Source organism: Paraburkholderia mimosarum LMG 23256 = NBRC 106338, assembly GCF_000739815.1.
GTDB classification, from domain to species: domain Bacteria; phylum Pseudomonadota; class Gammaproteobacteria; order Burkholderiales; family Burkholderiaceae; genus Paraburkholderia; species Paraburkholderia mimosarum.
In genome coordinates this window covers 1-21,695 of sequence record NZ_BBJJ01000068.1, presented here as the reverse complement: position 1 = coordinate 21,695, position 21,695 = coordinate 1, and the positions used below count along the sequence as shown (strand labels likewise).

Below are 21,695 nucleotides of genomic sequence, written 5' to 3'. Positions count from 1 at the left end.
GGCATGTCACAGGACCGACTTAGGTTCTGCCTATTCCCCGGCGGTCTCCGACGACGTAACCCGAATTTCAAGCGGGGTATCCGACCGCACACCTTTTGGTTGATGCCTGTCAGCAGCTTTGGCACCGTCCTACTTACGAGGTTTATCAGCAGTTCACTTACGTTAACCATATCAGCCAGCCTAGCTCCTCGACCCCGACGCTGCTTGGAGTCTCCGAATGACCGTCTCGCGACAGCCATCCGCCCGAACTTCCGGGGGCTACATTGTCAGAAGAGCTTCACACCCCACCGTTGCCAGTGACGCATGTCTTCCTAGGCTACTGCTGGTCGTACAGCAGGTTCACTGCACCCGCCGAGATTGCCGACGGGGTTGAACAATGACACACCGAGCTTTCGCTCGTATCGTCTAGCGACTCCGTTGCCTGACGGCGCAGGAATTGCAAACATCACCCCGCCCTGTCGGCGGAGATGAAGCCGCTGACTGGGCGGGACCTGACGGTAGTCAGGTCAATGCAATGTGCGGACCCGGTGAGATTCCACAGGGCTCGCTTCGCTACCAAAAGAAAGTGCAGAGACAAACGGGCTTCGTGAGGCCCACAGTGCACTTTTCGCGGCCGGTTAGGCTCTTGCTGACGCCTCCAGCACCGCTAGTCGATGCCCCGTAACGTGGGGCTGACGGACACGAGCGTGCGTGTCGCACTGAAAACCGTAGGATAGCAAAAGCCGCCCAGGGTTCATCCCACCTGGGCGGCTTTTTCGGGTCTGACTCGGCGTTTGCTGTCGCGCGGCGGCTTTTGAAGCGACCGGATGCCGCGCGCGATTCAGCGCTGCAACGTCAGATTAGTTCTTCGACTGGTCGACGAGCTTGTTCGCGGCGATCCACGGCATCATCGCGCGCAGCTTCGCACCGACCACTTCGATCTGGTGCTCTGCGCCGAGGCGGCGGCGCGATTGCAGCGTCGGCGCGCCGGCCTTGTTCTCGAGGATGAAGCTCTTCGCGTATTCGCCGGTCTGGATGTCCTTGAGGACTTCCTTCATGACCTTCTTCGTCTCGGCCGTGATGACGCGCGGGCCCGTCACGTACTCGCCGTACTCGGCGTTGTTCGAGATCGAGTAGTTCATGTTGGCGATGCCGCCTTCGTAGATCAGGTCGACGATCAGCTTCAGTTCGTGCAGGCACTCGAAGTACGCCATTTCCGGCGCGTAGCCCGCTTCGACCAGCGTTTCGAAACCCGCCTTGATCAGGTCGACCGTACCGCCGCACAGCACGGCTTGCTCGCCGAACAGGTCGGTTTCGGTCTCTTCGCGGAAGTTCGTTTCGATGATGCCGGCACGGCCGCCGCCGTTCGCCGCTGCGTACGACAGGGCGATGTCGCGCGCTGCGCCCGACTTGTCCTGGTGGACAGCGATCAGATGGGGCACGCCGCCGCCTTGCGAGTAGGTGCCGCGAACCGTGTGGCCCGGCGCCTTCGGAGCGATCATGATGACGTCGAGATCGGCGCGCGGAATCACCTGGCCGTAGTGGACGTTGAAGCCGTGCGCGAACGCGAGCGCTGCGCCGTTCTTGATGTTCGCGTGGACTTCCTTCGCGTACACGTCGGCGATCTGCTCGTCGGGCAGCAGCATCATGACGACGTCGGCGTTCTTCACCGCTTCGGCCACTTCCTTGACCTGGAGACCGGCGTTCTCAGCCTTGCTCCACGATGCGCCGTTCTTGCGCAGGCCAACCGTGACGTTCACGCCGCTGTCCTTCAGGTTCAGCGCGTGGGCGTGGCCTTGCGAGCCGTAACCGATGATCGTGACCTGCTTGCCCTTGATGAGGGAGAGATCGGCGTCCTTGTCGTAGAAAACTTTCATGTTGGTTCCTTGGCGAGAGTCTGGTGAATTTCGGTACTGCTATCAGCTTGTGCTGCACCGGATGCCGCGTCTCGTGACAGCCGCATCCGGTCAGGTTCCGGTGCAAGATCGACTGTGGTCGGGTCACACCTTCAGAATGCGCTCTCCGCGCCCGATGCCCGAGCTGCCCGTACGGACGGTTTCGAGAATCGCGGTGGCGTCGAGCGCCTCGATGAACGCGTCGAGCTTGTCGCTCGCACCCGTCAGTTCGATCGTGTAGGTCTTTTCGGTGACGTCGATGATGCGCCCGCGGAAAATATCCGCCATCCGCTTCATCTCCTCACGTTCTTTGCCGACCGCCCTTACCTTGATCAGCATCAGCTCGCGCTCGATGTGGGCGCCCTCGGTAAGGTCGACCACCTTCACCACCTCGATCAGGCGGTTCAGATGCTTCGTGATCTGTTCGATCACGTCGTCCGAGCCAATGGAAACGATGGTCATGCGCGACAGCGAACGGTCTTCGGTCGGTGCCACCGTCAAGGTTTCGATGTTGTAGCCGCGTGCGGAGAAGAGGCCGACCACGCGCGAGAGGGCGCCCGGCTCGTTTTCCAGCAGAACGGAAATGATGTGTCTCATGATGTGATCCGCGATTTGTCCAGTTAGCGTGGTTGCCGCCCTTCCCCGCGAACCCGCGCGCCCGTTGTGTGGACGCGCGCCGCGCGAAGTCGGAACGGCGCCGTGCAAATACCGTTAGAGGTCTTCCGAGCCGAGCAGCATCTCGGTGATGCCCTTGCCGGCCTGTACCATCGGCCAGACGTTTTCGGAAGGGTCGGTCTGGAAATCGAGGAACACCGTGCGGTCCTTCAGGCGCAGCGCTTCCTTGAGCGCCGGCTCCACATCAGCCGTCTTTTCGATCCGCATGCCGACGTGGCCATACGCTTCGGCGAGCTTCACGAAGTCGGGCAGCGCATCCATGTACGAATGCGAATAGCGCTTGCTGTATTCGATCTGCTGCCACTGGCGAACCATGCCGAGGTAGCGGTTGTTCAGCGAGATGATCTTCACGGGCGTGTCGTACTGCTTGCAGGTCGACAGCTCCTGGATGCACATCTGGATCGAGCCTTCGCCCGTGATGCACAGCACGTCGTCGTCGGGGTGGGCCATCTTCACGCCCATCGCCGCCGGCAGGCCGAAGCCCATGGTGCCGAGGCCGCCCGAGTTGATCCAGCGGCGCGGCTGGTTGAAGCGGTAGAACTGCGCGGCCCACATCTGGTGCTGGCCGACGTCCGAGCACACGAACGCGTTGCCGCCCGTGAGTTCCCACGCCTTTTCGACCACGTACTGCGGCTTGATGATTTCGCTGCCGCGGTCGAACTTGAGGCAGTTCTTCTCGCGCCAGCTTTCGATGTCCTTCCACCAGGCGGCGAGCGCCTCGGTATCGGGGCCGTGCTCGGCGTGCTGCAGCTGCTCGATGAGCTCCTTGAGCACTTCCTTGACGTCGCCGACGATGGGGATGTCGACCTTCACGCGCTTGCTGATCGACGACGGGTCGATGTCGATGTGAATGATCTTGCGCGGGCGCGAAGCGAAGTGCGCCGGGTCGCCGATCACACGGTCGTCGAAGCGCGCGCCGATCGCGATCAGCACGTCGCAGTGCTGCATCGCCATGTTGGCTTCGTAGGTGCCGTGCATGCCGAGCATGCCGAGGAATTTGCGGTCGCTCGCGCGGTAGCCGCCCAGACCCATCAGCGTGTTCGTGACCGGGTAGCCGAGCAGGTCCGCGAACTGGTTCAGTTCACGCGACGCATCGGCGAGGATGATCCCGCCGCCGGTATAGATATACGGACGCTTCGCCGAGAGGAGCAGCGAGACCGCCTTGCGGATCTGCCCCGAATGGCCCTTGGTGACCGGGTTGTAGGAGCGCAGCGAGACGCTCTTCACCGGTTCGTACGTGCACGGCGCCTTCGACACGTCCTTCGGAATGTCGATCAGCACGGGGCCGGGACGGCCGGTGCGCGCAATATAGAAAGCTTTCTTGACGGTGGCGGCGAGATCGCGCACGTCCTTCACGAGGAAGTTGTGCTTCACGCAGGGACGCGTGATGCCGACCGTATCGCACTCCTGGAAGGCGTCCTGACCAATCGCGGCGGTGGGCACCTGGCCGCTGATGATCACCATCGGGATCGAGTCCATATAGGCCGTCGCGATGCCCGTCACCGCATTGGTGACACCAGGCCCCGAGGTCACGAGACACACGCCCACGTTGCCGGTCGAACGCGCGTAGGCGTCGGCGGCGTGAACGGCTGCCTGTTCGTGGCGCACGAGAACGTGCTGGATCTTGTCCTGCTTGTAAAGCTCGTCGTAGATGTAAAGTACCGAGCCGCCGGGGTAGCCCCAGATGAATTCGACCTGCTCGTCGGCGAGCGCCTTCATCAGCACGGTGCCGCCGATGGATTGAGTGCTGCCTTGGGGGTCAGATTCTTGAGAAGAGGGGACCGACGTGGAGAATTCCGCGCTGGGCATATTCATCATTCACCTTTCGAATTTTCGGCAAAAAATTGATCGGGTGCTCTCTGCCGGGCTTGTGGCTCGGGTTCAAGCGGCGCGTCCAGTTGACAGATGAGCCTCATGGGCCACACCTGAATTGAGACAAGTCACTTATGTTGCGAACCGTCGAAGATAGCGGCTCGGCGCACTTCGGTCAAGCAATTCTTGCGGCGCCGGGCACGATCGTTGCGCTCGCGCACGGCTCGCGGCGCATGCCAGGTCCCGCAAGTGAAGCCGGCGCGGTATGCAGCGCCATGATGCGGCGCAGCCCCAAGGCCCTTCCGCTACCCAGTGGCTGCAAAAATTTGCTAGGATCCGCGGGTTTTACGACATTTTTTCGAACGATTACGCGTACGCCGGCGGCGGCGCCCTGCAACGGATGGCATCAGACAAGGAACTCGCCGACTTTCTGGCGGGCGTCGAAAGACGCGCGTTCAAGCAGACGGTCTACGCCGTAAGGGACGACGACGCCTCGCTCGACATCGTGCAGGACGCGATGATCAAGCTCGCCGAAAAATACGGAGACCGACCACCCGCCGAACTCCCCCTGCTCTTTCAGCGTATTTTGCAAAATACGATGCACGATTATTTTCGTCGGCAGAAAGTACGCAATACGTGGGTGAGTTTGTTTTCGTCGCTCGGCAACGCCGACGACGAGGAGTTCGATCCCCTCGAGACCTTCGAAGCCGGGCAAGGAACGGCAGGGGCCGAGAGCAGCGAGCAGCAGATCGAACGCGCGCAGGTGCTCCAGATGATCGACGACGAAATCCAGAAATTACCGGCACGTCAACGGGAGGCGTTTCTGATGCGTTACTGGGAGGATATGGATGTCGCTGAGACTGCCGCTGCAATGGGCTGCTCCGAAGGCAGCGTGAAAACGCACTGCTCCCGGGCCACTCATACGCTGGCTCAAGCGCTCAAGGCCAAAGGAATCACGCTATGAGCACCGCCCTCGAAAACAAAGAACTAGAGTTCGTGCGGGAGATGCGCCGTGCGCTCGACGAGAGTGCCGCCAACCTGCCCGCCGGCACCACCGCCCGACTCGCCGCCGCACGAAAGACCGCACTCGCCCGCAAGAAGGCCGAGTACGTCCTCGTGCGCGCGCCAGCGCTCGCCGCGGCCGGCGTCGGCGGCCTGTCCGGCACGCCGTCGCGCCAGCCCGCGCGGCGCCGTTCGGCGCTCGCGCGCTTCGCGCTCGCCTGGCCGCTCGCGGCGCTCGTGGCGGGCCTCTTTGCCATCGCGTACTTCGAAGATCAGCAACGCACCGCTGAACTCGCCGACATCGACGCGGCCATGCTGAGCGACGACCTTCCGCTCACTGCCTACCTCGATCACGGGTTCAACGCGTATCTGACGCGCGCGCATTAAGCAAATCTGAGCAGGAGACCAACGGGGTGAGTTACAAGCGCGGCCTGGCCGTTGTCATTGGATGTGTGGTCGCGGCAGCCGTGTCGTATGTGGCGACCTACCCGCGCTTTCACCCCGCGCCGGCCGACGAAAACGCGGCGGGTGCCGCCGCACCGGCGAAAGCGCCAGCGCCGGAGACTTCGCTCACGACCGCGTTCACCCCCCTGCCCGGCCGGGACAACCCGCTTGCCTGGGCCCATCTGAGCGATGCGCAGCACGCGGCGCTCGCTCCTTTCGCCTCCGAATGGAACGAATTCAGCGACGAGCGCAAGCGCAAATGGCTGAAGATCGCGTCGCGGTACCCAAAGATGTCACCCGATGCGCAAAAGCGCCTGCATGAGCGCATGGCCGAATGGGTGCGCATGACGCCCGAGCAGCGCCGCGTCGCCCGCGAGAATTACCAGGTGTCGAAGGAACTGCCCGCGCAGGCGCGCCAGCGCGCCTGGAAGGCTTACCAGCAACTCCCCGAAGAGCAGAAGGAGCGCCTCGCAGCCAGCGAGCGCAAGCGCCGGCCCACCGTCGTGAGCGCGCCGCCCACCGGCAACAAGAGCGAGATTCGCGATATCGAACGGCTCGTGAACGAGCGCGATCATCGCGGACTGCCGCACGCACCCGCGGGCGTGACTGGGGCGTCGGGCGCCGCCGGCGCGAGCGGCGCGGGTTCGGGCCTCGGGCCCGCAACGCCTGGTGCGCCGGGCGAAGCGCCGACGGCATCGTCTTTCGCGGCAGGCGTTCCAGCCGCTGGCAGCTTCGTGCCTGCCACGCCGATCCCCGTCTCGCCCGCCGAAGCGCCCGCGGCGTTCAAGGGGTCCTGAAGCGCTCCATTAGCGCTTGCGCATTCACGCGCATTCACGCGCATTCACGCGCATTCACGCGCAGTGATCGCGCATTGATCGCGCATTTATCGTTAACCCGCCGCCGCGTTCCCACCGTTTCATCGTGTGCGCTTTCGCGGTTATGCTTGGGCGTCCCGTCCACGAACCGACGCCATCGTGTCCGAAAGCGCCCAAGCCGCCAGCAAGCAGCCCATCGCCCCGCCCCCTGAACGCGCATCCGTCTCGATTCGCCGCCGTCTGGCCGCGCTCGTCTACGAGAGCGTGCTGCTCTTCGGCGTCGTGTTCGCAGCGGGGCTCGCGTTCAGCCTCGCCTTGCAGCAGCGCAACGGCTACACGCATCACAACCTGATGGCAGCCTGGATCATCTGCGTGGCCGGCGCGTATTTCGTCGGCTTCTGGCACAAGGGCGGGCAGACGCTGCCGATGCAAACCTGGCGCCTGCGCGTGGTCGGCCCGGACGGCAAGCCGCCCACCCTCGCGCGAGCGGTGCTGCGCTACCTCGCCGCCTGGCTGTGGTTCCTGCCGCCTCTCGTGCTGCACCCGCTGCTCGGTCTTTCGATTCCCCACACGCTCGTGCTCGCAGCCTGCTGGTTCGTGATCTGGGCCGCGAGCGCCCGCTTCGCCCACGACCGGCAGTTCCTCCACGACCGTATCGCGGGCACCCGCATTGTCGCAATTGCGCGACAGGGCGCGTCGGCTCAGCGCGCTGAAAGCCCCCGCGTTGCCGCCAGATAGCAGCCGTTGAGCACAACGCAGGACTGCGTAACGAGACCGTCTCGTGACTGTCATGTTGCCGTCACGGCGGCATGGCGCAATGCGCGTATTCCAACCTGCCGCGCGCGCCATGGCCCAAAAGACGTCAGCGACCACCCTGTTCCGGCAGACCACCGGACGAGGCACCGACTCCGCCACGTTCCACCCGTCTCCCGGCGGCGCCACTTTTCCCGCACCGCCCTTGCCACCGTCGTCGATCGACGACGCCCCCGCCACCGGCTCCCGCGACGACGATCACCCCGACCCGACCCGCTATCGCACGATCTGGCTCTCCGATGTCCATCTTGGGACGAGCGGCTGCCAGGCGTCGTATCTCCTCGATTTCCTGCGCCACAACGAGTCGGAGTACCTGTATCTCGTGGGCGACATCATCGACGGATGGCAGTTGAAGAAAGGCTGGTACTGGCCGCAGGCGCACAACGACGTCGTGCAGAAGGTGCTGCGCAAGGCGCGCAAGGGCACCCAGGTGTTTTACATCCCGGGCAACCACGACGAGAGCGCGCGCCAGTTCTGCAATCTCGCGTTCGGCGACATTCACGTGCGCGAAGAAGCCTTCCACACGACGCTCTCCGGAAAGCGCCTGTGGGTCGTGCACGGCGACCTCTTCGACGGCGTGATCCAGCACGCCAAATGGCTCGCCTACCTCGGCGACTCGGCTTACACGCTGATTCTCGTGCTCAACCGCTGGTTCAACCGCATTCGCGCGAAGCTCGGGTTCCAGTACTGGTCGCTCTCGCAGTACCTCAAGCACCAGGTGAAGAACGCGGTGAACTTCATCTCCTCGTTCGAGCGCGTGATGACCGACGAAGCGCGCCGGCGCGGCTGCGACGGCGTGGTCTGCGGCCACATCCACAAGGCCGAGATCCGCGACATCGACGGCATGCTCTACTGCAACGACGGCGACTGGGTGGAGAGCCTCTCGGCGCTCGTCGAGACGTTCGAAGGCGAACTGCGCATCGTCTACTGGACCGTGATGCGTGCGCCGGAGGCTCAGGCCTCAACGCGCAAGGCCCGCGTGAGCGCGGCTTGATCGTCAAAGCGCGCATTCGACAGCGCGTTCGGCAGCGCGCTTGACGCCGCGCTTGAAACCGTATGGACAGCAACACCGGCCGCAGCAGCCCACAGCCGCTGCGTCACGCACCCATAACCGCACAACGAGAGGGCCGACGGCCAATGAAAGTAATGATCGTGACCGATGCATGGGAGCCTCAGGTCAACGGCGTGGTTCGAACGCTGAAGAACACGACGCGCGAACTGGTCGCGCTCGGGCATCAGGTCGAAATGCTCACGCCGCTCGAGTTCCGCACGGTGCCGTGCCCCACCTACCCGGAAATCCGGCTCTCGCTGTTTCCCAGGCGGCGTCTGCGCGAGCGCATCAGCGCGTTCGGGCCCGATGCCATCCACGTCGCGACCGAGGGGCCGCTCGGACTCGCCGCGCGGCGTTACGCGATCGAACACGACTTGCCGTTCACGACCGCTTACCACACGCGCTTTCCCGAGTACGTGCAGGCGCGCTTCGGCGTTCCGCTTTCGGCGACCTACCGCTTCCTGCGCTGGTTCCACAAGCCGTCGCTCGCGGTGATGGCGCCCACGCCCGTCGTGAAGACCGACCTCGAAAAGTTCGGTTTCACGAACGTCGTGCTGTGGACGCGCGGTGTGGACCTCGACATCTTCCGGCCGATGGAATCGAAGGTGCTCAACACGGCGCGCCCGATCTTCCTCTACGTGGGCCGCGTAGCCGTGGAGAAGAACGTCGAGGCGTTCCTCAAGCTCGATCTGCCCGGCTCGAAATGGGTGTGCGGCGAAGGCCCGGCGCTCGCCGAGCTGAAGTCGCGCTATCCCCAGGCAAATTACCTGGGGGTCCTGAGCCAGCCCGAGCTCGCGAAGGTCTATGCCGCCGCCGACGTGTTCGTGTTCCCGAGCCGCACCGACACCTTTGGCCTCGTGCTGCTCGAATCGCTCGCATGCGGCACGCCGGTGGCCGCCTATCCGGTGACGGGCCCCATCGACGTGCTCGGCAACGGCGGCGCAGGCGCCATGAACGAAGACCTGCGCGAAGCGTGCCTCGAAGCGCTCAAGATCGGCCGCGCCGAGGCACGCGCATGGGCCGAGCGCTTCTCGTGGCGCGCGGCCTCCGAGCAGTTTGCCTCGCACCTCAAGCCGCGTTCGCGCGCGACGATGGAGCCTTCGAGCGCCTCGGCCTGAGCGCCAGGCCGGCCATGGCCCGCGCCTCGACCGTCAGCAGGCACGCCGGGGACACGGACGCCCCGGGCGCGACCGCATCGTGCAATACTGCAACACACCAGCGCACCGCCATGACGCCACGTTCCCCCTTCCCGCCGCACAGTGCCCCAGGCGCCCACAGCGCGAGCCCGTCGGGCCGCCCTGGCGCCGGCGGCGCTGCACGCACCGCGCGGACGGCCGAGGCGCTCGATCCGCGCGTGCCCGGTTCTGCTCCGGCTTCTGCACCTGCGCCCACTGCTGACGCTACGCCGCTGCCCGCAACCCGGAACGCCCCGCAAATTCCCACGACGCCGGTTGCACCGGCCGCCGCGCCCGAGCCTCCCGAGCCCCCGCACCTGCACGAGCCGCTCGGCCCCGATGATCCACTCGCCCCGTTGCCCTTCAACCCGTACAAGGGCAACCGCGGCGTCACGCGCGCATGGAAGGCGCTCAAGTATTCGATCAAGGGCTTTCGCGCCGCAATCCGCGAAGAGAGCGCGTTTCGCCAGGAGCTCACGCTCGCGGCCATCCTCGTGCCGATCGGCGTGTTCGTCCCGGTCGAGCCCGTCGAGCGGGTGCTGCTGCTTGGCTCCGTCATGCTGGTGCTGATCGTCGAGCTGCTCAATTCGGGCATCGAGAACGCCGTGGACCGCATCGGTCTCGAACGCAACGAGCTCTCGGGCCGCGCCAAAGACCTGGGCAGCGCGGCCGTGACGGTCGCCTTGCTGCTCTGCGTGATGACCTGGGGGCTGATCCTCGTGCCCCGTTTCGGCCCGTTGCTGCTGCACGGGCTCGGCGTGCTTTAGCGGCGCCTGACTCGCGACACGCGCGGCAACCCGCGGGCGCATCGCCTTGCCTCCGCTCTTGCCCTTCTGGCGCAAGCTGGCGGTGCGCGCGGGCCGTCGGTTTATAATCGAACGACAGTCTCATAACGACCAACCGCGCCCGGGCCGCGCGCACCGCAACGCACTGGCGGGGCGCCTGAGCCCGGCATAGCATTTTCAGGGCCGGACGACATGGAAGCCAAACCTCCCCGCCGCACACGCGAACGGATTCTCGAGCTGTCGCTGAAGCTGTTCAACGAGATCGGCGAGCCGAACGTCACCACGACGACCATCGCCGAGGAAATGGAGATCAGTCCAGGCAACCTGTATTACCACTTCCGCAACAAAGACGACATCATCAACAGCATCTTCAGCCAGTTCGAGCAGGAGATCGACAAGCGTCTGCGTTTTCCCGAAGACCATCGCGCCACCATCGACGAGATGTGGGCCTATCTCCAGTACATGGTCGATTTCACGTGGCGCTACCGCTTTCTGTATCGCGACCTGAACGATCTGCTCGCGCGCAACCGCACGCTGGAAATGCACTTCAAGCGGATCATCAGCCACAAGGTGCACTTCGCGAAGCAGTTCTGCGAGCAGCTCGTGGAAGACGGCGAAATGGTCGCCACGCCCGCCGAGATCGACGTGATCTCGACCAACATCGGCGTGATCGCCACCTACTGGCTGTCGTACCAGTTCGTGATGAACCCGCGCAAGTACAACGACCAGGCAGCGATTCGCGACGAGCTGCATCAGGTCAGCGTGCAGATCGTCTCGCTGATGGCGCCGTACCTGCGCGGCCGCGCGCGCGAACTGTTCGACGACCTCGTTTCGGGCAAGCTCGCGAAGCGCGAGTTCTACGATTACCTGCCGCCGCGCGAGGGTGCGAACACAGCGAAAGACAACCGCGAATAAAGGCCAAAGCCGAATGAAAGCAGTCTGCGTATATTGCGGCTCCTCGCCTGGAGCCAACCCGATCCACACCGAAGCGGCGCAGGCATTCGGCCGCGCGCTCGTCGCCGCGAATCTCGCGCTCGTCTACGGCGGCGGCAAGGTAGGCCTGATGGGCGTGATCGCCGACACCGTGATGGCGGGCGGCGGCCGCGCCATCGGCGTGATTCCCGAGTTGCTGGTCGACAAGGAAGTGGGCCACGCGGGCCTGACCGAGCTGCACGTCGTGCCCGACATGCACCAGCGCAAGAAAATGATGGCCGATTTCTCCGACGCTTTCGTCGCGTTGCCGGGCGGCGCGGGCACGCTCGAAGAGCTGTTCGAGGTCTACACCTGGGCGCAGCTCGGCTATCACCGCAAGCCCGTGGGCGTGCTCAATATCGGCGGCTTCTACGATCCGCTCATGGCGCTGCTCGATCACACCGTGCGCGAAGGCTTCATGCGCCAGACCTACCGCGATATGCTGCAAACCGACAGCGACCCCGTCGCGCTGATCGCGAAGCTCAAGCGCTACCACGCGCCCGCGAAAGACAAGTGGGCGCAGCAGCGCGAGAACGTTTGATCCCCGTCGGATCGCATGGCGCCATTGGCGCAGACCAACCCGAGTCACTACGCGCAGTCATCACCATGAGTGCATCGCAATGAGCAAGGTTGCCCTGATCACCGGCGCGAGCCGCGGCATCGGCCGCGCGACGGCGCGCCTCCTCGGCGCACACGGCTGGACCGTGGGCGTCAACTATCTCCACAACGAGCCGGCCGCCGACGAAACCGCCGCCGAGGTGGGCCGCGCCGGCGGTCACGCGCGCGTGCTGCGCGGCGACGTGGCGAGCGAGGCCGATGTCATCGCGATGTTCGACACGCTCGAATCGGCCTATGGCAGGATCGACGCGCTCGTGAACAACGCGGGCATCGTCGCGCCCGGTAGCCAGGTCGCCGACATGAGCGCCGAGCGCCTGAAGCGCATGTTCGACGTGAACGTCTATGGCGCATTCCTGTGCGCGCGGGAAGCGGCGCGGCGCATGTCGAAGGACCGCGGCGGCGACGGCGGCGTGATCGTGAACGTCTCTTCCGCGGCGGCGCGGCTTGGCTCGCCCAACGAGTATGTGGACTATGCGTCGTCGAAAGGCGCAATCGACACGATGACGATCGGCCTCGCCAAGGAACTCGGCCCCCAGGGCGTGCGAGTGAACGCGGTGCGCCCCGGCCTCATCGATACCGAGATCCACGCGAGCGGCGGCCGCCCCGAGCGCGCAGCCGTGCTCGGCGCGCAAACGCCGCTCGGCCGGCCCGGCAGCGCCGACGAAGTCGCGCAAACGATCGTGTGGCTGCTGAGCGACGCCGCGTCCTATGTGACGGGCGCCCTCGTCGACGTGAGCGGCGGTCGCTGAAGAAACGCGCTGACGTTCGCTAGAACGATGAACCGCGTTCGCGCAGGAATGCCGTTTCCTCGTCCGTGGACGCGCGCCCGAGTTGCGCATTGCGATGCGGAAAGCGCCCGAAGCGTTCGATGACCTTCGCGTGCTGCACCGCGTAATCGTAGTAGCCCCGACCTTCCGGATCTTTTGCCAGCTCGCCGAAGAGCCGCAGCGACTCGCGCTGCGCCTCGATGCTCTCGGCATGCTCGAAGGGCAAGTAGGCGAACGCGCGGTGCTGCAGCGTGGGCAAGCGCAGATCGGCGCCGCTCGCCACCATCGCGCGCGCGATCGCGAGCGCCTTCTCGTCGGCGACGAACGCGCGCGGCGTGCCGCGATGGCAGTTGCGCGAAAACTGGTCGAGCACGATCACGAGCGCGAGCGCCCCCTCGGGCGTCGCGCACCAGGCGTCGAGTTCGCCCGCGTGGGCGGCGTCGACCAGCGCGCCGAAGCGTTCGCGCAACTGTGCGTCGAACACCGCGCGTTTGCGGAACCACATCTTGCGCTCCCGCCCGAATTCCTCCGTGCCCGGCGCACCGAACCAGAAGTCGAGCACCGCGCGCGGACCGGGATTCATTGCACGAGTTCGAGGACGAGGCGCCGCGTGCGTGCGCTCTTCTTCTCGAGCTTCGCGACGCGCAGCCCGCCGATCTCCTGCGTGTTGCGCACGTGGGTGCCGCCACAGGGCTGCAAGTCGACGTTTTCGATACGCAGCAGACGCACGCGGCCAAGGCCCATCGGCGGCTTGACGCTCATCGTGCGCACGAGGTCGGGGCGTTGCGCCATCTCGTCGTCGGTGATCCATTCGGTCGCCACCGGATGCGCGCCCGAGACGAGCTCGGCGAGCCGCGCCTCCACCGTCTCGCGCTCGATAGGCTCGACGGTCGCGAAGTCGAGGCGCGCGTAGTCGGTCGTGATGCTGCAACCGTCCACGGGGTAAGGCAGCACCGCGCACATCAGATGGCTCGCCGTATGCAGACGCATATGCCGATGGCGGCGCGCCCAGTCGATCTCGGCGCGCACGCGTGCGCCGGCGGCGAGGCGCGCGAGGAGCGCTTCCTGCCCGGGCGCGGGGACGTGCAACGCGTCGTCGGGCGTCGCGCCGTCGAACTTTGCCTTGCGCGTGTCGGCGATCTCGATGCGCGTGCCGTCGGCGAGCACCAGCGCGCCCGTGTCGCCGGCCTGGCCGCCGCCGAGCGGATAGAACACGGTCTGGTCGAGGCGCACGCCGTCGTCGCCGACGGCGAGCACGGTCGCCTCGCAATGCGTGAGATAGGCGTCTTCGCGAAAGAGCGCGCGGGTGGTCGTCATCGAGGGTGTCTCCTTGTTCCGTCTACGGGTGGCCGTGCGGCGCGCAATCCGCGTCTAACCCAAACCGCCTCGCCAAAAGGCCATTATGGCCGCGTAGCAGACGTCCTCGCCGGACAGCCGCAATCCGTGAGCGCCTGACTGTACTGGCCCACGAACCGGCACAATGGAGCGCAGCCGACCCGGCTCCAACCGGGCACCGCCTCAGCCCGGATGATTGCGCATCCAGTCGGCCGTATCGAAAAACGAATGGAGCAGGCGCTCGCGCAGCGGCTCGGGCAGGCCGACGTCTTCCATCGCCCAGGCCATGCAGCGCAGCCACTGGTCGCGCTCCGAAGAGGCGATCGCGAACGGCAGATGACGCGCACGCAGGCGCGGATGCCCGAAGCGCTCGATATAGTGGTCCGGGCCGCCGAGCCAGCCGCAAAGGAACCAGAACAGCTTGTCGCGCGAACCATCGAGCGTTTGCGGATGCATCGCGCGGATGCCCGCGAATTCGGCTTCGAGGTCCATCAGGTCATAGAAACGGTCGACGAGCTCGCGCACGCGCGCCTCGCCGCCGACGAGTTCGAAGGCCGTGGGTTTTTGCGGCGCTTCGTCAGCGGGATCGGTCATACGGTCAATACAATGCGAAATGAGGGACGGCCAAGCGCGCCATCGCGCCGCCGGCAAGCAGCGATTTTCGCATAGTGGCGCGGCGCGGGCTGGCGCGTCACGCGTCGCGCAGCGATTGCAATGCCGGCCGCGCGAGCACGTGCCGCAGGCTGATCCAGCCCCCCACGCCCGCGCAGACCACGCCCGCCGCGATGCCGGCCGGCAAGACCCATGGATCGAACGGGAGATAGAACTGGAAGACGTGCGTGGCGAGCACCGAGCCGACGGCCTGCGCGCCGATCGCCGCCATGAGCCCCGCGAGCGCGCCCACGGAGATGAATTCGGCCACCTGCACCGTGCGGACCTGCCGGTGCGACGCGCCCAACGCACGCAGCAGCGCCGACTCGCGCATGCGTTCGTCGCGCGTGCCTGCGAGCGCCGCGTAGAGCACCAGCACGCCTGCCGCCAGCGTGAAGAGAAAGAGGAACTGCACGGCGCCGATCACCTGCTCCAGCACGCGTTCGATCTGCGCGAGGATCGGCGCGATGTCGATGGCGGTAACGTTCGGATAGCGCGCCACGAGGCCATCCACGACCCCGCGCTGCGCGGGCGGCAGGTGAAAGCTCGTGATGTATGTCGCAGGAAAATCGCGCAGCAGCCCGGGCGGCATCAGGACGAAGAAGTTCACCTTGAAAGAACCCCAGTCGAGCTTGCGCACGCTCGTCACGGGCGCCGTCACTTCGAGGCCGGTCACGTCGAACTTCAGCACGTCGCCGGGCTTGACGCCGATGAGCTTCGCAAGGCCCTGCTCGATCGAAAGCTGCGGCGCACTGGAATCGCCGTACCAGGTGCCCGCCTCGATGCGGTTGTCGTCGGGCAGCGTAGTCGTATACGAGAGATTGAATTCGCGGTCTACGAGCCGCCGCGCGTCCTCGCTCTTGTACGAGTCGGGATTCACGGGCTTGCCGTTGATCGAAATGAGGCGCCCGCGAACCATCGGCTGGAGGTCGCTATCGGTCATTCCCGCAATGCCGTGCGTGCGCAGCCAGCTGGCCACGGCGCCGCGCTGATCGGGCTGGATGTCGATGAGAAACTCGTTGGGCGCGTCGGGCGGCGTGGACTTGCGCCAGCCTTCGACGAGATCGTTGCGTGTCATCGCGATCAACAAGAGGCACATCAAGCCGATGGCGAGCGCCGTGATCTGCAGCGCGCTCGCGCCGGGCCGCCGCTCGAGCGACGCCAGCGCATAGCGCCAGCCCACGCCGGCGCGCGTCTGACCGCCCAGGCGTCCACTGCGCGCCACGCGCGCCGCGCACCAGAGCGCCGCGCGCGCCACGCTCGCGAATACGAGCAGCCCGATGGCGAAGCCACCGGCCACGATGCCGCCGAGCTTCAGCTCCCCCGCCGCGAGCACGAGGAGCCCCGCGAAGAGCGCAATCCCCACGCCATACGCTGCCCACGCGGCGCGCCCTTCGTCGCCCCACTCGCGTCGCAGCACCCGCACCGGCGGCACGCGCGTGAGCGGCAAGAGCGGCGGGAGCGCGAAGCCCAGCAACAGCACCAGTCCCGCGGCGATGCCCTCGATCACGGGCAACGGGCCGGGCTGCGGCAGCACGACGTCGATGAGATTGCCGAGCCATGCGAGCAGCGCGAGATGCCCCGCATAGCCGAGCGCGACGCCGAGCGCGCCGCCCACGAGCCCGAGACCCGCGAATTCCAGCACGAAGAGTGTGCGCAGCGTGCGCTGGCTCGCGCCGAGGCAACGCATGGCGGCGCAGGCGTCGAGATGGCGGCGCGTATACCGATGCGCGGCCATGGCGATCGCAACCGCCGCAAGCAAAGCAGTGAGGAGCGAGACGAGCGTGAGGAAGTGGCGTGCGCGATCGAGCGTCTCACGTACTTGCGGCTGGCCGTCCTGGAGCGATTCGAGCGCGACGCCGCGCATCTTGCCGCCCTCCACGCGCGCATGCGCCCAGGACGCGAACTGCGCGACGGCCGGATCGGCGCCCGCCACCAGCAGTCGGTAAGTCACGCGGCTGCCATAGCCGATCAAACCCGTCGACGCGACTTCGTCCGCGCGCATCATGAGGCGCGGCGAGAAGTTCACGAACGAAAATCCGCGGTCGAGTTCTTTCGTGATGAGCGCATTCACCGTGAAGGTGCGCGTGCCGACCTTGACGGTATCGCCGATGTGCACCTTGAGCGCTTCGAGCAACTCGTCGTCGACCCAGACGGTGCGGGGCGGCGGAATGCCCTGCGCCGCGTGGTCGGACGCCCCCGGCGCGGCCGCGATGCGCAGCGCGCCGCGCAGCGGATAGCCGGCCGAGACAGCCTTGATGGCCGCAAGGCGCGAGGCCGTCGCACTTGCGGCGGCGCCGGATGCTGCGAAAGCGGATGGCGCGCCCGAGCTGACCATGCTCGGGAAAATGGCGGTGGTCGCCGTGCGTAACGCCAGCGCTTGCGCCTCGCGCGCAAACATTGGATCGACGGGATGATCGGCGCGCACGATGAAGTCCGCCGCGATCATGCGCCGGGCATCGCGTTCGAGGCCGCGCTGCAGCCGGTCGGCGAGAAAACCCACGCTGGCTAGCGCGGCCACGGCGAGCACCAGCGCGAACAGCAGCATCGTCAGCTCGCCCGCTCGCCAGTCGCGCGCCGTCATCCGTGCGGAAAGATGCACGAGATCGGACCAGCCCGGCGTGGCCCGCACGGCGGCGGACCGATGCGTGCCGCCCCGGTCGCCGTTCGCCCCGGGCGGCTCGTCCTGGACGAGCCCCGGGCCACCGTCGCTACGCGCAGGCCTGCTGTTGGGGGAAGAAGGCGCGCCGCCGCTCAATCGTGATGACCTCGCAACGAAAGCCGCGAGACCATGTGCGCTGCCATGCCGCGGAAGCCGCCCTGCACGCCGCGCCACAGGCGCGGCAGCGCCCAGCCCGCCAGCACGAGAAACGCCACCAGCATGACGAGGAAGAGCAGCGGCACGAAGAACGCGAGCAGGACGCCCACGAACGTCATGCCGTCCTCGGCAGTCGACGTGACGACGTTCGACACGGGCTCGGGCGATAGATTGATGAGTGCGCGCGTGCCGGCCTTGGCGAGATGCGCCGTGCCCGCGAGCGTGCCGCCCGCGAGCGCGGCGACGGTCAACAGCGCCGGGTCGGCATGGCCGAGCGAGCCGGCCGCGAGTACGGCACCGGCCGGAATGCGAATGAAGGTATGCACCGCGTCCCACAGCGAGTCGAATGCGGGGATCTTGTCGGCGAGGAATTCGAGCACCGTGAGCACCGCGGCAATGCCGATCACCCATGGCGATGCGAGCACGGCAAGCGTGTCGGGCAGATGGATGAGCCCAAGGCGCTGCAGTACCCCGGCCAGCAGCACGGTGAGATAGAGGCGCAGGCCGCTGCCCCAGGACAGGCCCGCCGCTAGCGAAAGTGGTTCCAGCATGGCTGCCTCCTCGCGCGGCGCGGCCGGGGCGCCGGCGCTCCGCGTCTGAAGCGGGAGAGCATGAGCGACACGCGCATGCTCGCCGCTCATGCGGCGCGGAGTGTTATCGGGTTATGACCGTTCCATTATAGCCACCCTCGCTGCGGTGCCGCAGCGGGTGTTGCGCAGCCGCGGCACAAGCTCCTCGTCAAGGTATGCACAGCGAATTTGCGGCTGTAGTCGACTCAGACGGCCGAAGAAAGCTTCATGCCAACGAGACCGACCACGATCAGCGCGGCGCTCGCCACGCGCATGGCGCTCACCGTCTCGCCCAGCATGACGATGCCGAGCACGAACGCACCGACCGCGCCGATGCCCGTCCACACCGCATAGGCGGTGCCGAGCGGCAGCTGCCGCATCGCCATGGCAAGCAGCACGAAGCTGCCCAGCGCCGTAACGACGGTGAACACCGAGGGCCAGAATCGCGTGAAACCTTCGCAGGATTTGAGACCGGCGGCCCACGCCACTTCGAGCAGGCCAGCAATAAGGAGAAGAAACCAGGACATGGGGAACGCTCCATTCAAAAAATGGGGCCGTCCCCGATGAAATCGATACGCGCAAGGCCGTCCTTACGAAACTGTAATCATAGCACCGGCGAGGTGAAGGACTACTGCACACCGACCAGCCGATATCCCACGCCTGTCTCGGTGATGATGTGCTCGGGCTGCGCGGGGTCGCGCTCCAGTTTCTGCCGCAGATGCGCCATGTAGATCCGCAGGTAATGGCTGCTCTCCACATGCGACGGCCCCCAGACCTCGCGCAGAAGCTGCCGGTGCGTGAGCACGCGTCCGGCGTCGCGCACGAGCGTGGCGAGCAGGCGGTACTCGATGGGCGTGAGGTGCACCGGCGCGCCGTCGCGCGTGACCTGGCGCAATCCGAGGTCGACGCTCACGCCGCCGAAGCTCACTTGCGGCGCTTCGTTCGCGCCGCCGCGGTTGCGACGGCGCAACTGGGCGCGAATGCGCGCGAGCAGTTCCGAAACACCGAATGGCTTCGTGAGGTAGTCGTCGGCGCCGGCGTCGAGCGCGGCCACCTTCTCGCTTTCCTGGGTGCGCGCCGAGAGCACGATCACGGGCAGGTCGCTCCAGCCGCGCAGTTCGCGGATCACGTCGAGCCCATCGGTGTCGGGCAGCCCCAGATCGACGATCACGAGATCGGGCTTGCGCGTGGCCGCCTCGACGAGGCCCTGCTTGCCGGTCTCGGCGTCGTGCACGACGATCCCCTCGTCTTCTAGCGACGTGCGCACGAAACGGCGAATCTGCTTTTCGTCTTCGATCAGGACAACGGCGATGCTCGGGTCACTCATGGGCGGATTTGGGATCGTCGGTTGTCTGCGCCGCGGGCGTCCTCGGGGCGGGCTCGGATTCCGGCTCGTTCAACGCTTCGAGCGTATCGAGCGGCGCCGGCGACTCAGCCACATCCGCGGGAAGCGGCGGCGGCGTCTCCACGGGCAGCGCGAACCAGAACGTCGCGCCTTCCACGCGGCCGTCGGCGGCGACGCGATTGGCCGCGCCGATTGTACCCCCATGGGCCTCCACAATCGCCCGGCAGATCGCGAGCCCGAGCCCGATGCCGGGCTTCGCCGACTCCTTCTCGCCGCGCGTGAATTTTTCGAACACGCGCTCGCCCATGCCCGGTGGAAGACCCGGCCCGTTGTCCTCGACCGAGACGCGCACGAACGGCTGGCCGCCCTCCTCCACACGCCGCGCGGCGATGGTGAGCGGCGTGTCGGCGGGCGTGTACTTGGCCGCGTTTTCGAGCAGGTTCGAGAAGAGCCGCTCCATCAGCACGGCATCGAGTTGCAGCAGCGGCAAGCCTGGTTCGAGCTTCACTTGCACCGGGTGGTGCGCGAGCACCCGGCGGCAGGCGGCGAGCGCCGCCCCCACGGTTTCCTCGAGCACCGTCCACTGGCGGTTGAGCCTCAGGCTGCCCGCCTGCAGCCGCGCCATATCGAGCAGGTTCGTGACGATCCCCGTCATGCGCAGTGCCTCGTCGTGGATCGCCTCGATCAGTTCGCTCGAGCGCGAGTCGCGCGGCATGTCGGCCGGCTCATGCGTTTGCGCGAGCATCGACGAGAAGCCGACGATCGCCGTGAGCGGCGTGCGCAAGTCATGCGAGATGGCGGAAAGCAGCGAGTTGCGCAGCCGCTCCGATTCCATGTTGACGAGCGCGTCGCGCGCGATGTCCACGTAGTGCACGCGCTCGAGCGCGAGCGCGATCTGCGCCGCGAACGCGTCGAGCATGCGCTGCTGCTCGGGCACGTGCAGCTCGCGAGCGTCGCGGGGCACGACGGCGAGCACGCCGCGCGTGCGCATCGGCGCCCTGAGCGGCAAATAGCGCGCGGCGGCCGCCGGCAGCGTGTCGGTGCCGTGGCCGGCGGGCTTTTGCTGGTCGTACACCCACTGCCCCACGTCGAGGTCGAGGTTTTCGGCATCGAGCATGATCTTCGGATCGGGCTCCTCGATCTTCTGCTGCACCTTGTCGACGCTATCGGGCAAGAGCAGTGCCACGCGCGCGCCGAACACCTCGCTCACGTGCCGGCTGCCGATCGCCACGATCTGCTCGGTGGTGAGCGCCGCGGCCAGCTCGCGCGCCATCGCATACATCGCGCCCGTGCGCTGCTCGCGCCGCTGCGCGACGCTCGCCTCGCGGCGCAGGCTCGACGTGAGGTGGCTGATGACGAGCGAGGTCAGCAGCATGCCGACGAAGGTCAGCAGATATTGCGTGTCGGAGACCGAGAACGACATGCGCGGCGGCACGAAGAAAAAGTCGTACGCCGCGACGCTCGCGAACGAGAGCATCACGCCCGGCCCGCGCCCGAGCTTCGTCGCCGCGAAGATCACGCCGAGCAGATACAGCATCACGAGGTTCGCGAGATCGATGCGGTCGATCAACATGCTCGCGACGAGCGTCACGCCGGCGCAGATCGCGAGCGCGGCCGCATAGGCGCGCGGCGGCGAGCGCTCCGCGCCGCCCACCGCGAGCGCTTCGCGCCAGGCATTGGCGGCGCGCGCGGCCGCGCTTGCCGCGCCTTGCTCGCCGCTCGCGCGTACCGTCTCACCCGCTTTTGCCCGCACCAGCGTGAGATCGACGTCGCCGGCCTTCTCCGCGAGACGCTCGCCGAACGAGCGCTTGAGCCAGCGTGAAATGCCGGTGCGCAGCGATCCGCCCGCCACGAGCTTCGACACATTGCGCAGCCGCGCGTAACCGACCAGCGTGGTCGCCGCGTCTGCACCCGCGAGCGTCGCCGTTTCGGCGCCCAGTTCGGAAGCGAGCTTGAGCGCGCCGAGCGTGCGCTCGCGGACCGCATCGGGCAGGCGCTGGAGCCTCGGCGTCTCCACATACACGGCGATCCAGTCCGCCTTCAGGCTCGCCGCCAGCCGCGCGGCGGCGCGCACCAGCGCGTTCGCCTCGGGCCCCGGCCCGACGCAGACGAGCAGGCGCTCGCGCGCCTGCCACACGTGCTGGATCGAGCGGTCGGCGCGATACTCGCGCATC

At 66.6% G+C, this 21,695-nt stretch carries 21 protein-coding genes; 10 read left to right on the top strand and 11 right to left on the bottom strand.

The window, feature by feature from the left end; genetic code table 11:
* Positions 1-839: 839 nt before the first annotated feature.
* From ilvC to BMI01S_RS30060, 3 genes are all read right to left on the bottom strand, one after another.
* Positions 840-1,856, bottom strand: a complete 1,017-nt coding sequence (ilvC, locus tag BMI01S_RS30070) for a ketol-acid reductoisomerase (protein WP_028205689.1) — start codon at positions 1,854-1,856, stop codon at positions 840-842.
* 123 nt (positions 1,857-1,979) lie between these two features.
* Positions 1,980-2,471, bottom strand: coding sequence for an acetolactate synthase small subunit (ilvN, locus tag BMI01S_RS30065; RefSeq protein ID WP_028210418.1), 492 nt, complete (start codon positions 2,469-2,471; stop codon positions 1,980-1,982).
* A gap of 114 nt (positions 2,472-2,585) precedes the next feature.
* On the bottom strand, positions 2,586-4,364 hold the full coding sequence (locus tag BMI01S_RS30060; RefSeq protein WP_028210419.1) for an acetolactate synthase 3 catalytic subunit: 1,779 nt from the start codon (positions 4,362-4,364) through the stop codon (positions 2,586-2,588).
* 397 nt (positions 4,365-4,761) lie between these two features.
* On the opposite strand from BMI01S_RS30060, the gene BMI01S_RS30055 reads away from it, so the two are divergent.
* The 10 genes from BMI01S_RS30055 (at position 4,762) to BMI01S_RS30010 (ending at position 12,785) form a co-directional block, all read left to right on the top strand.
* The gene (locus BMI01S_RS30055) at positions 4,762-5,325 is read left to right on the top strand and encodes an RNA polymerase sigma factor (RefSeq protein ID WP_028210420.1); all 564 of its coding nucleotides are present in this window, start codon (positions 4,762-4,764) and stop codon (positions 5,323-5,325) included.
* Positions 5,322-5,750 (top strand): DUF3619 family protein, encoded by a 429-nt coding sequence (locus tag BMI01S_RS30050; RefSeq protein WP_028210421.1) that lies wholly within the window; start codon positions 5,322-5,324, stop codon positions 5,748-5,750. Before BMI01S_RS30055 ends, BMI01S_RS30050 begins: the two co-directional genes overlap by 4 nt.
* 26 nt (positions 5,751-5,776) lie before the next feature.
* Positions 5,777-6,604, top strand: coding sequence for a DUF3106 domain-containing protein (locus BMI01S_RS30045; protein WP_028232281.1), 828 nt, complete (start codon positions 5,777-5,779; stop codon positions 6,602-6,604).
* 177 nt (positions 6,605-6,781) lie between these two features.
* Positions 6,782-7,360, top strand: a complete 579-nt coding sequence (locus BMI01S_RS30040; protein WP_042291594.1) for an RDD family protein — start codon at positions 6,782-6,784, stop codon at positions 7,358-7,360.
* 109 nt (positions 7,361-7,469) lie between these two features.
* Positions 7,470-8,429: a UDP-2,3-diacylglucosamine diphosphatase gene (locus tag BMI01S_RS30035; protein WP_028210423.1), complete on the top strand. Its 960-nt coding sequence runs from the start codon at positions 7,470-7,472 to the stop codon at positions 8,427-8,429.
* Between the two features lie 143 nt (positions 8,430-8,572).
* Positions 8,573-9,604: a glycosyltransferase family 4 protein gene (locus tag BMI01S_RS30030; RefSeq protein WP_028210424.1), complete on the top strand. Its 1,032-nt coding sequence runs from the start codon at positions 8,573-8,575 to the stop codon at positions 9,602-9,604.
* 110 nt (positions 9,605-9,714) lie between these two features.
* The gene (locus tag BMI01S_RS30025) at positions 9,715-10,428 is read left to right on the top strand and encodes a diacylglycerol kinase (RefSeq protein WP_244145317.1); all 714 of its coding nucleotides are present in this window, start codon (positions 9,715-9,717) and stop codon (positions 10,426-10,428) included.
* 210 nt (positions 10,429-10,638) lie between these two features.
* Positions 10,639-11,361: a TetR/AcrR family transcriptional regulator gene (locus BMI01S_RS30020; RefSeq protein ID WP_028210426.1), complete on the top strand. Its 723-nt coding sequence runs from the start codon at positions 10,639-10,641 to the stop codon at positions 11,359-11,361.
* 13 nt (positions 11,362-11,374) lie between these two features.
* Positions 11,375-11,959 (top strand): LOG family protein, encoded by a 585-nt coding sequence (locus tag BMI01S_RS30015; protein WP_028232280.1) that lies wholly within the window; start codon positions 11,375-11,377, stop codon positions 11,957-11,959.
* A 79-nt stretch (positions 11,960-12,038) separates the two neighbouring features.
* Positions 12,039-12,785, top strand: a complete 747-nt coding sequence (locus tag BMI01S_RS30010; RefSeq protein ID WP_028232279.1) for an SDR family oxidoreductase — start codon at positions 12,039-12,041, stop codon at positions 12,783-12,785.
* A 19-nt stretch (positions 12,786-12,804) separates the two neighbouring features.
* Here the strand turns inward: BMI01S_RS30010 and BMI01S_RS30005 are convergent, their stop codons facing one another.
* From BMI01S_RS30005 to BMI01S_RS29970, 8 genes are all read right to left on the bottom strand, one after another.
* Positions 12,805-13,386, bottom strand: a complete 582-nt coding sequence (locus BMI01S_RS30005) for a DUF924 family protein (RefSeq protein WP_042291592.1) — start codon at positions 13,384-13,386, stop codon at positions 12,805-12,807.
* On the bottom strand, positions 13,383-14,120 hold the full coding sequence (locus BMI01S_RS30000) for an alanyl-tRNA editing protein (RefSeq protein WP_028210429.1): 738 nt from the start codon (positions 14,118-14,120) through the stop codon (positions 13,383-13,385). Before BMI01S_RS30000 ends, BMI01S_RS30005 begins: the two co-directional genes overlap by 4 nt.
* 201 nt (positions 14,121-14,321) lie before the next feature.
* The gene (locus BMI01S_RS29995; protein WP_028210430.1) at positions 14,322-14,732 is read right to left on the bottom strand and encodes a group II truncated hemoglobin; all 411 of its coding nucleotides are present in this window, start codon (positions 14,730-14,732) and stop codon (positions 14,322-14,324) included.
* 97 nt (positions 14,733-14,829) lie between these two features.
* Positions 14,830-17,373, bottom strand: a complete 2,544-nt coding sequence (locus BMI01S_RS29990; RefSeq protein WP_028232278.1) for an ABC transporter permease — start codon at positions 17,371-17,373, stop codon at positions 14,830-14,832.
* A gap of 170 nt (positions 17,374-17,543) precedes the next feature.
* Entirely contained in the window at positions 17,544-18,158 is a 615-nt protein-coding gene (locus tag BMI01S_RS29985) for a DUF4126 domain-containing protein (protein WP_028210432.1), read from the bottom strand.
* Between the two features lie 224 nt (positions 18,159-18,382).
* Complete coding sequence (gene sugE / locus BMI01S_RS29980; protein ID WP_028210433.1) at positions 18,383-18,703, bottom strand: quaternary ammonium compound efflux SMR transporter SugE; 321 nt, start codon at positions 18,701-18,703, stop codon at positions 18,383-18,385.
* 101 nt (positions 18,704-18,804) lie between these two features.
* A complete protein-coding gene (gene kdpE, locus BMI01S_RS29975) occupies positions 18,805-19,503 on the bottom strand; it encodes a two-component system response regulator KdpE (RefSeq protein WP_028210434.1) in 699 nt (232 codons plus the stop codon).
* The coding region (locus BMI01S_RS29970; RefSeq protein WP_042291584.1) for a DUF4118 domain-containing protein at positions 19,496-21,695 on the bottom strand (2,200 nt) is incomplete at its 5' end. The genes BMI01S_RS29970 and kdpE, both read right to left, overlap by 8 nt.

Excerpts from the sequence above, each read along its gene's own strand:
- ilvC (WP_028205689.1), bottom strand. The coding sequence starts at position 1,856 with ATGAAAGTTTTCTACGACAAGGACGCCGATCTCTCCCTCATCAAGGGC.
- ilvN (WP_028210418.1), bottom strand. The coding sequence starts at position 2,471 with ATGAGACACATCATTTCCGTTCTGCTGGAAAACGAGCCGGGCGCCCTC.
- BMI01S_RS30060 (WP_028210419.1), bottom strand. The coding sequence starts at position 4,364 with ATGAATATGCCCAGCGCGGAATTCTCCACGTCGGTCCCCTCTTCTCAA.
- BMI01S_RS30055 (WP_028210420.1), top strand. The coding sequence starts at position 4,762 with ATGGCATCAGACAAGGAACTCGCCGACTTTCTGGCGGGCGTCGAAAGA.
- BMI01S_RS30050 (WP_028210421.1), top strand. The coding sequence starts at position 5,322 with ATGAGCACCGCCCTCGAAAACAAAGAACTAGAGTTCGTGCGGGAGATG.
- BMI01S_RS30035 (WP_028210423.1), top strand. The coding sequence starts at position 7,470 with ATGGCCCAAAAGACGTCAGCGACCACCCTGTTCCGGCAGACCACCGGA.
- BMI01S_RS30030 (WP_028210424.1), top strand. The coding sequence starts at position 8,573 with ATGAAAGTAATGATCGTGACCGATGCATGGGAGCCTCAGGTCAACGGC.
- BMI01S_RS30025 (WP_244145317.1), top strand. The coding sequence starts at position 9,715 with ATGACGCCACGTTCCCCCTTCCCGCCGCACAGTGCCCCAGGCGCCCAC.
- BMI01S_RS30020 (WP_028210426.1), top strand. The coding sequence starts at position 10,639 with ATGGAAGCCAAACCTCCCCGCCGCACACGCGAACGGATTCTCGAGCTG.
- BMI01S_RS30015 (WP_028232280.1), top strand. The coding sequence starts at position 11,375 with ATGAAAGCAGTCTGCGTATATTGCGGCTCCTCGCCTGGAGCCAACCCG.
- BMI01S_RS30010 (WP_028232279.1), top strand. The coding sequence starts at position 12,039 with ATGAGCAAGGTTGCCCTGATCACCGGCGCGAGCCGCGGCATCGGCCGC.
- BMI01S_RS30005 (WP_042291592.1), bottom strand. The coding sequence starts at position 13,386 with ATGAATCCCGGTCCGCGCGCGGTGCTCGACTTCTGGTTCGGTGCGCCG.
- BMI01S_RS30000 (WP_028210429.1), bottom strand. The coding sequence starts at position 14,120 with ATGACGACCACCCGCGCGCTCTTTCGCGAAGACGCCTATCTCACGCAT.
- BMI01S_RS29995 (WP_028210430.1), bottom strand. The coding sequence starts at position 14,732 with ATGACCGATCCCGCTGACGAAGCGCCGCAAAAACCCACGGCCTTCGAA.
- BMI01S_RS29990 (WP_028232278.1), bottom strand. The coding sequence starts at position 17,373 with ATGACGGCGCGCGACTGGCGAGCGGGCGAGCTGACGATGCTGCTGTTC.
- BMI01S_RS29985 (WP_028210432.1), bottom strand. The coding sequence starts at position 18,158 with ATGCTGGAACCACTTTCGCTAGCGGCGGGCCTGTCCTGGGGCAGCGGC.
- sugE (WP_028210433.1), bottom strand. The coding sequence starts at position 18,703 with ATGTCCTGGTTTCTTCTCCTTATTGCTGGCCTGCTCGAAGTGGCGTGG.
- kdpE (WP_028210434.1), bottom strand. The coding sequence starts at position 19,503 with ATGAGTGACCCGAGCATCGCCGTTGTCCTGATCGAAGACGAAAAGCAG.